The organism is Rhodospirillum sp. A1_3_36, from assembly GCF_047263945.1.
Classification (GTDB): Bacteria; Pseudomonadota; Alphaproteobacteria; order Rhodospirillales; family Rhodospirillaceae; genus Rhodospirillum.
In genome coordinates this window covers 1-10,115 of sequence record NZ_JBLAVB010000044.1, presented here as the reverse complement: position 1 = coordinate 10,115, position 10,115 = coordinate 1, and the positions used below count along the sequence as shown (strand labels likewise).

Here is a 10,115-nt window from a genome sequence, read left to right as displayed (position 1 = left end):
TTTTATTAGTTGTATCGCCGCGACCATATGCCCCTTTTCGCAGCCGACATCATCCAGCCCGGAACAGGGCTTCGGAAAATCCGGGGCCGGAGAGAAAAATCGGGCCGATAGGCCCTCCGAAAAAAGTCACGTGATTTTTCCGGGTTAAGGAACTGGGGTCTGGGGCCTTCCGGCCCCAGTGGGGACTGGGGCAAAGCCCCAGGGGCGGAACGCCAATTGTCGTGCACTGTGGGGCCGAACACGAAAAAGCCCGTTATCTCCTTGAGATAACGGGCTTAATTTGGTTGCGGGGACTCGCGTCCATGAATTTGTAAACCGTTTTGGCTACGCCTAAGCGCGACCAACGCAACTAGAAAAACCACTTCCCCGATTTCCTGTCAAGTCAAAGTGGCAGGAGTTAGATGTGGCAGGTTGGGGTGAGGCCCGGATCGAGTTTTTGGCCCTATGGCCAGAAATCAAAGAGCGGCTTGAGAGAGGGGAAACCCTCAAGAAAATCTATGACGACCTGTTCAGAACTGGTCGTATCACGATGGCAAAGACAGCTTTTTATGACAACAAGAAGGCCTTAACTACGCCCTCTACAAAGCCACAACTCAGCGCTTCATCCACCAAATCCGTTCCTCCTCCGACACGACAAAAATCCCCCACAACAACCAGTGGGAGAGTTGATCGAATCCGCGAAGTGGAAGCTCCGCGTGTCGCGAGCGATGAACTCGTGGATGAACTTTGGGGTGACTCCGACGAACCCGCTTCGTCCGACCCCGGCCCCCTCCCCGAATCCGAACCCCTATCCCAAGCAAAAGGAGACGCCTGATGGCGTGTTTGAACCGTGCCCAAATCATCGGCTATCTGGGCACCGATCCAGAAATCCGACAGAGCCAACAGGGCGACAAAATCGCCCACCTCCGCCTTGCCAGTACGGAGACCTGGACGGACAAGCAGACCGGTGAGAAGCGCCAGCGAACCGAATGGCACAGCGTCGTCGTGTTCAACAAGCCCCTCGCCAAGTTTGCCGAACGCGTCCTCAAGAAAGGCGCTCAGGTCTACGTCGAGGGCGAGATCCACACCCGGAAATGGACCGACAATCTCAACGTCGATCACGTCACGACGGAAATCATCCTTCCCGACTTCCGGGGCGATCTCCAGATCCTCGACCGCAAAGGCCCCGGAGGACCTCCTCCCATCGAAAGCCCGGAGGCCTATGGCACCGTCAATGATGGTGAGGTCTGATCATGGCGCTCGTGAACTTCACCCTTCAGGGCAAAGGCGGCGTCGGAAAATCCTTCGTCGCAACCCTTCTCGCCCAGTACTACCAGCCGCGAGACGGTGAGCTGATCTGCCTCGACACCGACCCGGTCAACCGGTCCTTCGGCGGATACAAGGCCTTCGGCGTTGAAAACCTGACGCTCGGCGAGCGGGTCGACGAAATCAATCCCCGCTTCTTTGACGCCCTTCTGGAAAAGATCCTCGCAGCCCCGCCCGACGCCACGATTGTCGTGGACAACGGCGCGTCGACCTTTCTGCCTCTGCTCGGCTACATGGTGGAAACCAGGGCCTTGACCATGGTCCAGGACGCCGGTCACGAGATCCGCATTCATTCCATCGTCACGGGGGGCCAAGGCCTGACCGACACCATGGAGGGCCTGTCCCAGGTCCTCAAATACTTCGAAGATATCCCCGTTGTCGTCTGGCTGAACGAGTATTTCGGTCGGGTTGAACGACAGGTCGGACAGCAGGTCCAGACCTTCGAAGACAGCGCAATCTATCGAAAGAACATGGACCATATCGCGGCCCTGGTCCGCCTTCCGGAGCTCCGAAAGGAGACCTTCGGCCTCGACATCGCGACCATGCTCAAGGCCCATCTGACCTTCGCCGAAGCCGTTGAGAGCGAAGAGTTCGGCGTGATGTCCCGCCAACGCCTCAAAATGATCTGGGCGACCATGAACTCCACCATGGTCGAGGCGGGGCTCTGATGGCCAAGGATGCGGCCAGTACCGAGGCCGTCCGCAGGGCGCAAGTCCTGGCCGAGTTGGCGCAGACCAACAAGGCACCGCAGGACGACCGCCCCCCTCCCCCCGAAATCACCACCGTCGAGGCGCTCCGCGAGCACCTCTGGCGCACCCATGGCGCCACGGTCGGCACCGACGATCCCCTGCTCATGGTCCATACCCTCCACCAGGTTTTCCTGGGGGACTGGGAGCGGGCCATGAATACCCAAAGGCGCCTCCTCTCCCAGGCGGTCGCGGCCTCGGCCCAATCCTTTGCCGAGGATGCCCGGCGCTCCATCGAAGGCTTCAAGGACGAGGTTCTCACCGACGCCCTGCGCCAAAAATCCATGGCCATGAACGAGGCCGCGCAACTCGCCGACAAGGCCCAGGCCCGGTTCCGAATGCTCCTCCGCACCCTGACCCTCCTCACCACCCTCAACATCGGCGTCGTCCTGATCTTCTCCGCCCTTGTTCTCACCCTTGTCCAATGAAGGACCCCACCATGTCCCGCTTGCTCTCCAAGATCCGCCGTCGATCCCGCCTCCTGGCCGGTGCGCTCTCCCTTCCTGCGGTGCTGGCCGCCAGTCCGGCCCTGGCCGCCGATGACTGGACGGCTCCCATCAAGAGTTTCATTGAAACACTCACCTCCGGCCTCGGCAATATCGGTGCCGGAGTCCTGGGCCTGGGCATCATCGCCCTCGGTCTCTGGGCGGCCATGTCGGGACGTATGGACTGGAACCGCTTCGCCTTCTCGCTGATCGGCGGGCTTCTGGTGATGGCCGGTCCGTCCATCGTCTCGGCCCTGTTCGCGTCATAAGGGGAGGCACCATGAAAGCGGCCTCTCCCATTCTCCCCCAAATCCAGCGACCGGTGACCCTGTTGGGCCTGCCGCCGGTCCTCTTCGGCCTCGCCGCCACGGCTGGCAGCGTGGCGGCGGTGAGCTGTCTGATGATGGGGATCGCGCCCCTGACCCTGCCGGTCGCGGTCACGGCCCTCGGCGGCCTCTGGGCCTTTTTCTGGCAGCGGGCACGCGCCGATCACCATTATGACCGCCTGTTGATCAACGCCCGGCGCATCTGGAAAGGCAAGGTCCGCACCCCGCGCTCCCTCATCGCCGGGAGGCGTCCATGATCTGGCCCGATGTCATCGCCACCGGTGTGGTCGCGGCCCTGGGCGGTGCCCTGGCCGTGCCCTCGACCCGCCGCCTCCTCCTCGGTGAGGTCAAGCACGACTGGCTCCAGGACGAACTGGACCTCGACCATATCGCCGGGGATGGCGCGACCATCGTCAACAAGGATGGCACCCACAGCCGGGCCTGGCGCTTGAGGGGACTCTCCTACGATGCCAAAATCGAGCAGGAGCAGCATGCGCTGCTGCTCGGACGGCAAGCCCTGCTCCACCAGTTGGGCGGCAAGGGCCTGCAACTCCGTTTCCTGGCCGTCAAGCGGCGCCGTCCCCTGCATTGCACAGGCGAGTGGCCGCACCCAACCCTGACAGAGATCGGCCGCGCCGAAAGGGTCCGCTATCAATCCAGCTATGAGGTGGAATGGTATCTGCTCGTCAGCGGACGGTGGAGCCATCTCCTGGCCGACGCCGACCAGGCCATCCAGGCCAGCCTGTCGGCCTACAAGCCCGCCCCCGTCACAGTCCCGGAGGATCCCGACTCCCCCTGCCCCTTGACGGGTCTGCTCAATGGCTTGGTCTGCGGGGACTACCGGCGGGATCTGAGCCCCCAGACCCGGACCCTGTCGGGGGCCCTGCCCGCCTGCGACCTGCGCTTCGAGCCCTCCGGGCTCGTCCGCACCGAAGGCGCCACCCCGGCGGTCCACCGGATCATCGGCATCCGGGAGTGGCCCGAAACCGTCTCGGGTCGGACCATCGGCGACCTCCTGGCCCTGGATGGCGATCTGGAAATCACCCAGATCTGCGACCCCTGGAACCGGGACAAGGCCCTGGCCATGTACAAGCGCCAGGAACAGGCCCAACGGACAGCCCTGCTGGGCAACCACGCCCTGGCGTCGGAAACCGGGGTCGTCCTGGACATGCTGTCCGATGGAACCGCGACACTGTTCGTCGCCCAATTCCAGGTGATCGCCCGGGCCGAAAACGAAACCGCGCTCGCCAGCCTGGTCAAACAGGTCTGTGAGGTCCTGGGCGAACGGCGCATCAGCTATTCGGTGGAAACCACCGGCACGCCCCTATGCTGGTTCGCCCGCCTGCCCACGGCGCCGGGTAAGGGCAAGCTGATCCCCGGCGGCCACCTTCTTCGGCCCCTGGTCATCCGGGACCAGAACATCGCCGCGCTCTGGGCCTTCCACCACGCGCCGCGCGGCCAGGAGGTCGGCCCCTTCGGTGACCGGCCCGTCCGCTATTTCATGACCCCCAGCGGCGGCGCCTACGCGTTTCAGTTCCACGTCTCGCCCAAACCGCAGTCCCTGGGGCATTTCCTGGTTTTTGCCCCGTCGGGCGGCGGCAAGTCCACCCTGCTCATGCATCTGTTGGGCGGGTTGGCAAAGTTCGAGAAGATCCGGAGCTACATCTTCGATTCCAAGGAAGGCACCCGCTTCATGGTCGAGGCCATGGGCGGAGCCTATCAGAGTTACGACCAGCTCGCCCTGAACCCGCTCGATGTCGGTGAGGACACCGCGGCCAACCGCAATCGGATCTACGCCATCCTGCGGTCTCTCTGTGGCGGTCTGGAGCTCGCGTCCGAGGACAAGGACGCGCTGAACCACGCGGTGGACATCGCCATGCACCTGGAGCCCCCGCACCGGACCCTGAACGAAATCTACAACCATGCCTTCGCCCGGCGCTCCGACCTGCGGCGGCATTTTTCCCAATGGGTTGTCGACGACAAGGGCAACAGGGGGATGCACAGCCATGTCTTCAATGCCCCACAGGATAGCCTCGCCGGGGTGCTGAACCACTACATGGTCGCCATCAACATGAACGAGGCCCTGGATGATCCGGAACTGGGGCCTCCGGTGGTGGCGCATATCGCCTCGGCCATTGGCAAGACGGCGGCGCGCAACAGCCGTGGCTTCGTCATCTTCATCGACGAGGCCGCCAAGCTGCTCCAGAACGCCGGGTTCCTGGACCTGGCCGTCGAGATGTTCCGCGAATATCGCAAGCTCAACGGCGTGGTGGGCATGGCCTTCCAGGACCCGGCGGCCCTGTTCAAGACCGGGCGGGCCGATGCCTTCGTCGAAAGCTGCGCGACGCTGATCTTCCTGCCCAATGCCAACGCCAAGGCCGAGACCTTCGCGCCCTTCGGGCTGAACGACGAGCAATTGGCCTTCTGCCTCGGCCAGAGGGTGACCGCCGGTCGGCGTCAGGCCCTGGTGGTCAAACGCGACGGCGCCACTGGCTTCGACGAGAGCGCCATTCTCGATATCGACCTGTCGTTTCTGGGTCCTGCCTTGCGGTTCTACCGCTCAGGCGTGGACGCCAATAGCGACCTCGACCGCCTCAAACAAACCTGGAGAGAGCAATGGCACGGACATCTTTAAAAGGGCGTCGCCTGCGCGTCGTCGCGCTCGTCTGCGCCCTGATCGTGGCGCCGGGGGTGGCCTGGGCCACCTATCCGGTGATCGACGTCAAGGCCCTGGCCGAGGCCGCCAGACAACTCAAAGCGCTCAAGGATCAAATCCTTCTCATCAAGAAGGAAATCGAAAACACGACGCAGATTCTCACGGTCCTCAAGGACGTGAGCAATCTGGTCCAGAAGCAGATCGACGCCATCGGCGAACTGGGGGAGATCCCCGTCCCCGTGCTCAATGTCATCAAGATGACCCGGCAGCTTCAGCGCGATGCGATGTGTTTGAAGCCCAATCTGGAAGCCCTGATGCCCAGCCTGGACATGGACGACATCAATCTCGCGTCCATTTGCAGCGCCCGCACGGCCTATGCGGACACCCTGTGGTTCGATCCGGCCAAGGCAAAGGAGATGACCTGGGAAGAGCAGGACGCGGCGCGGCGCGAGGTTCAGAAGCGGCGCCAGCGCGTGCTGCGCACCGCCGCCGTGGACGGTCTGGCGCAGGCCGCTGTCCAGACCGCAGCCACGGCGGACCAGGCCGACCAGGCGGTGGGGGAACTGGAGCGGCACGCCAAGGCGGCGAAAAACGTGAACAGCCGCCTCGCCGTACTCAATCAGACCATGTTGCTGATTGCCCGACAGTACGCGACGCAGACCCAGCTCCTGGCCTCCACCCTGCGCATCCAGGCCGCCCAGGCCACCATGAGCACGGTCGATCAGGATCCCATGAACCCCGACGGCGAAACGCCCGAAGTCCCCGGGACCAGCGGGGAGACGCCGCAATGAGCCTCCCCCGGATTCACCCCCTATTGCGCGGCCCCCTTGGCCGCCTGTTTGGCCCGGTAGTCGGCGAGAACCTGGGCGTCACGGGCCTTGGCCTTCTCGCTGCGCCAATCAGGAATGTCATTGCATTGCCCTGTGTAAATATTCGACATCTCAATAAGGCCACACCTGACGTTCTCATTCCATGGATAGGCAGGCTCCAAAGAACCACGCCGACTAGACCAAGCACGATAGATGCTAAGCCAATTATTATAGACCTTATTCAAATCATGACCTTTCCGAACAAGGTCTCCCTCTTCTCCACGGAGAGAAGACAAGACGGCAAGATCTTCGCTTGGATTTTCCTTTCTCCACGCCTCGTAAGCTGGACTTACGCGCTCGTACTCTCGATCGAAGTCCTCACCCGTTCGCAGAGTAGTCCATGCCGACACAGCGTAATCCCAATCCGCATATCGTTGCACTTCATAGCTCCCCGCTGCACTCCCTTCAGGACACAGGCATGTCACCATGGCAATAGATAGAAGTGCGGATGCGACAATCTGCTTCACCTGCGACATCGTCAGTGAATATGTGTCCCTGGCGGACAGCTTCGTGGGCGATTTGAGCCACATGCTGATCGGTCCCATCTGGGCGGTCTTCCTTTCGCTGGCGGGCCTGTGGATCGCCATCCACGGCCTGAAAATGATGCTCGGCCAAGCTGATTTGCAGGGCCTCGGCAAGGAATTCGTGTTTGTCGTTATAGCCGGAATCCTGTTGGGCGGCCAAGGGCCGGGCCTGATTTCCCAAACCTACGACGCCTCCCTGTCCGTCATGGGTTCCGGCGCCAGCGCCGCACTCTCCGTCGGCGGCATCAGCGGAAAAGCCGCCGCCCCGGAAGGAACCGGCGGCATGACCCAGTTGGTTCAAACCGCTGAAGACGGCGTGGTCAAAGTCTTCAAGATGGCGACGGCCATTGCCGCGCAAACCAGTTGGAATGATCCCGTTGTTCCCCTGATTTACGCCCTTCTGCTGTTCGTTCCCTATTTCATCCTTCTTGTTGTCTATTTCGCCCAGGTGGTGGTGAGCATTTTCCGCGTGATGATGCTGGCCGCCCTCTCGCCGATCCTGATGATGTGCTTCGGCTTCGGCTGGGGCCGGGGCATGGCCTATAGCGGCCTGCGGACGCTCCTCGCCGCCTTCATGGTGCTCTTCGGCAGTTCCGTGGCCCTTGCCCTGATCCTGTACGGAACCGCGCAGCTCAACATCGGCGACGCCTCCATGGGCGCGGAAGTCGCCGATGTGACCTTCGACAACCCGAAGATCCTCGTCGCCATCGCCCTGGGCTGGCTGGGCACGGCCTTCCTGGCCGAGGCCACCTCCATCGCCAATTCGGTCACCCATTCGCAGCTGACCAACCAGGCCGCCATGGTCATCACCGCCGGTGCCACAGCTACCGGTTTGGGGCTCCTGAAGGCAGGCAAGAAGGCCCCGGGCAAGCTCCTGGATGCCGGTCTGTTGGGGATCGAAACCGCCAAGAACCCCAAGGGGGCCGCCAACGCCGCCATGGACAAGATCAAGGAGCGCCTGACCAAGGCGCATTTCGACAAGTAACTCCCCTTTTCACCCCAGAAAGGACATCCCAATGAGGATCCGTGTGCTTTTGCTCGTCCTGTTCACCCTGTCCACCTCCGCCTGCGCCGACCTGGAAATGCCCCGGAATGCCGGGGGCAACGCGGCGGATGAAATGAAGCTCTCGCCCTGCGCCTGCGATCCCATCGACTACAACAGCGAGGGGTTCCAATGGCTCGGTTAACCTTTCCCTGGCTCGCCCGTTGGCGCGCCAAGACAGAGCGCGTGACGCCGACCTTCTCGCGCGTTGACGGCGACCCGGTTCTGGCGCCCCCCGCCCGTCCCCATGCCAAGATCTCCGAGGCCGATCCCTTCGCCTTCCAGGCGGCCCACCGGCGGCTTGCCTGGATGCTGCGTCTGTCCGTGGCCACCAACATCGGCCTGCTGGCCACCGTGGTGGTCCAGGGCAACGCCATCGGCGCCCTGGTGCCGCTCAAAACCACCGAGGTTGCCCTGGTGCGTGGCTACGAGCCGGATGACAAGCTCTACCAAATCGAGCCGATCAGCGAGGACGTGAACGGCTTCGACCTGCTTCTGGAGGCCACGGCGCGCCGCTACGTCCGTCTGGTCCTGGAGATCGACCGGGTCACGGAAGGCGAACGGCGGGCCGAGGCGGCGCGGATGTCCGATGCGGGTTTCTGGCGCAGCTTCGTCCGCGACCGCATCGAGACCAAGGAACGCACCGACGCCCTGAGCGACGGCATGGTCCGACAGATCCAAGTCGGCGACGCCACCCGTTTATACAGCCTCAGCGACGACTACAAGCTGGTCGTCGATTTCGAGCAAATTGACGAGCGCCACGGCAAGGAAATCGAGCGCAAACCCCTGCGGGCCTACCTGTCGATGACCACCCGGCCCCAATCGGTATCCGCCGAGGACCGCTTCGCCAATCCCTTGGGCCTCACCGTCCTGGACTTCGTCCTGCGCGAAAGGCCCTCGTCATGACCCGGCTTGTCCCCTCCCTGGCGGGCGCCGCCCTGGTGCTCTGTGGCGCACTCGTGTGCGACATCCTCACCACTGGCCACGTCGCAGCATCCTGGATGCTCGTCCTGGCCGCCGCCCTTGGCGGGGCGGCCCTGTGGTCGCCGGTCCTGGCCCTGGCGCGCCGGTTCCAGCTTCCGCCCCCGTCGCCCCCCGCCGGTCGCTTCGTCCTGCTGGCCGTGGCTCTGGCCTTTGCCCTGGCCGATGCCTACGCCGGGGCGCTCCAGGCCGAGGTCCACCCCTTCCTCCTCCCCACCACCCTTTTGTTGACGCTGGCCGGAGCGATCTCCGGCATCGCCCTCCGCGCCGCCCTGTCCCGCCCCATTCCCGAGGCCCCGTCATGACCCTCCGCTCCCTGGTACTCGCCGCCCCGCTGCTGCTGGCCGTCGCCTGGCCCGCCCAGGCCCAAACCCCCTTTTCCCCCAGCGGAGGCCCGCCGCCGCCCCCGTCCCCAGCCGCTGCCCCCGCCGCCGCTGCCCCGGACATCCCGGTTCCGGAGGATTTGGTGCAGCAGATCAAACAGCATTCCAAGGGCGACTTCGGCTCCCTCGACCGCGCCGTATCCATCGGCATGGTCCAATCGGCCTGGGACAAGGCCCCGGAACAGGCCGCCGTCTTCACCTATGACCTCAATCCCCTGTCCACCTACAAGGTCCGGGTCCGCGAATATATGGTCACCGTCCTTGAACTGCCCCAGGGCGAGGAAATCGAGGCCGTGGACCTGGGCGACAGCATCGGCTTTGAGGTCAAGCCCCGGGGCAAGCGCCGCCTGGCCGTCCGTGCCGCCGGTATGGGTTATGACACCAATATCGTGGTCTACGGCAAGAGTGGCTTAATCTACCCGATTTATCTCCGGGCGGAGGGCTTCAATTCCCGCCATGTCCCCGATCTCCTGGTGCGGATCGAAGGATCGGTCCGGGCCGACAGCGATCCCGCCGTCCCCGGCTTCGAACCCTTCGACACCGCGCCGCTGCCCCTGGTGCCTCCGCCGGTCACGGCGGAAACCGAGGCAGGGGCGAGCAACGGAGAGGGTCTGGCCGGTTTGGACGACAAGGAGAAAAAGGACGGAGACTTCGTCAAATCCGCCCCCTTCACCCCCTCGACCTTGCGCGGCTGGGGGGACTACAGCCTCTGGGGCAGTGACAACACCCTCAAGCCCCGCACCGTCTATCGCGACGACTATTTCACCTACATCAAGTTCGGCGACCGCTGGAAGGACA

Annotated in this window: 13 protein-coding genes; 12 read left to right on the top strand and 1 reads right to left on the bottom strand. The window is 63.5% G+C overall.

The window, feature by feature from the left end; all coding sequences use genetic code 11:
* The first annotated feature begins 813 nt into the window (after window positions 1-813).
* The 7 genes from ssb to ACLIRY_RS26125 are packed head-to-tail and all read left to right on the top strand — an operon-like array spanning window position 814 to window position 6,309.
* The gene (ssb, locus tag ACLIRY_RS26155; RefSeq protein WP_413208366.1) at window positions 814-1,230 is read left to right on the top strand and encodes a single-stranded DNA-binding protein; all 417 of its coding nucleotides are present in this window, start codon (window positions 814-816) and stop codon (window positions 1,228-1,230) included.
* A 2-nt stretch (window positions 1,231-1,232) separates the two neighbouring features.
* Window positions 1,233-1,973, top strand: coding sequence for a conjugal transfer protein TraL (locus tag ACLIRY_RS26150; protein WP_413208365.1), 741 nt, complete (start codon window positions 1,233-1,235; stop codon window positions 1,971-1,973).
* Window positions 1,973-2,479: a hypothetical protein gene (locus tag ACLIRY_RS26145; protein WP_413208364.1), complete on the top strand. Its 507-nt coding sequence runs from the start codon at window positions 1,973-1,975 to the stop codon at window positions 2,477-2,479. The genes ACLIRY_RS26150 and ACLIRY_RS26145 overlap by 1 nt, the downstream gene beginning before the upstream one ends.
* A gap of 11 nt (window positions 2,480-2,490) precedes the next feature.
* Window positions 2,491-2,805 (top strand): TrbC/VirB2 family protein, encoded by a 315-nt coding sequence (locus ACLIRY_RS26140; protein WP_413208363.1) that lies wholly within the window; start codon window positions 2,491-2,493, stop codon window positions 2,803-2,805.
* Window positions 2,806-2,816: 11 nt separating this feature from the next.
* Complete coding sequence (locus tag ACLIRY_RS26135; protein ID WP_413208362.1) at window positions 2,817-3,119, top strand: hypothetical protein; 303 nt, start codon at window positions 2,817-2,819, stop codon at window positions 3,117-3,119.
* Entirely contained in the window at window positions 3,116-5,497 is a 2,382-nt protein-coding gene (locus ACLIRY_RS26130) for a VirB4 family type IV secretion system protein (RefSeq protein WP_413208361.1), read from the top strand. The genes ACLIRY_RS26135 and ACLIRY_RS26130 overlap by 4 nt, the downstream gene beginning before the upstream one ends.
* A complete protein-coding gene (locus tag ACLIRY_RS26125; RefSeq protein ID WP_413208360.1) occupies window positions 5,479-6,309 on the top strand; it encodes a hypothetical protein in 831 nt (276 codons plus the stop codon). The genes ACLIRY_RS26130 and ACLIRY_RS26125 overlap by 19 nt, the downstream gene beginning before the upstream one ends.
* A 20-nt stretch (window positions 6,310-6,329) precedes the next feature.
* On the opposite strand, the gene ACLIRY_RS26120 is transcribed toward ACLIRY_RS26125, so the two are convergent.
* Window positions 6,330-6,458, bottom strand: a complete 129-nt coding sequence (locus ACLIRY_RS26120; RefSeq protein WP_413208359.1) for a hypothetical protein — start codon at window positions 6,456-6,458, stop codon at window positions 6,330-6,332.
* A gap of 355 nt (window positions 6,459-6,813) precedes the next feature.
* Here ACLIRY_RS26120 and ACLIRY_RS26115 point away from each other — a divergent pair, with 355 nt between their 5' ends.
* The 5 genes from ACLIRY_RS26115 to ACLIRY_RS26095 form a co-directional block, all read left to right on the top strand.
* The gene (locus ACLIRY_RS26115; protein ID WP_413208358.1) at window positions 6,814-7,896 is read left to right on the top strand and encodes a type IV secretion system protein; all 1,083 of its coding nucleotides are present in this window, start codon (window positions 6,814-6,816) and stop codon (window positions 7,894-7,896) included.
* A 31-nt stretch (window positions 7,897-7,927) separates the two neighbouring features.
* Window positions 7,928-8,098, top strand: coding sequence for a hypothetical protein (locus ACLIRY_RS26110; protein WP_413208336.1), 171 nt, complete (start codon window positions 7,928-7,930; stop codon window positions 8,096-8,098).
* The gene (locus ACLIRY_RS26105; RefSeq protein WP_413208357.1) at window positions 8,086-8,859 is read left to right on the top strand and encodes a VirB8/TrbF family protein; all 774 of its coding nucleotides are present in this window, start codon (window positions 8,086-8,088) and stop codon (window positions 8,857-8,859) included. The genes ACLIRY_RS26110 and ACLIRY_RS26105 overlap by 13 nt, the downstream gene beginning before the upstream one ends.
* Complete coding sequence (locus ACLIRY_RS26100) at window positions 8,856-9,239, top strand: hypothetical protein (protein ID WP_413208356.1); 384 nt, start codon at window positions 8,856-8,858, stop codon at window positions 9,237-9,239. The genes ACLIRY_RS26105 and ACLIRY_RS26100 overlap by 4 nt, the downstream gene beginning before the upstream one ends.
* Window positions 9,236-10,115, top strand: an 880-nt coding sequence (locus tag ACLIRY_RS26095; protein WP_413208355.1) for a TrbG/VirB9 family P-type conjugative transfer protein, incomplete at its 3' end; no start/stop codon positions are given. The genes ACLIRY_RS26100 and ACLIRY_RS26095, both read left to right, overlap by 4 nt.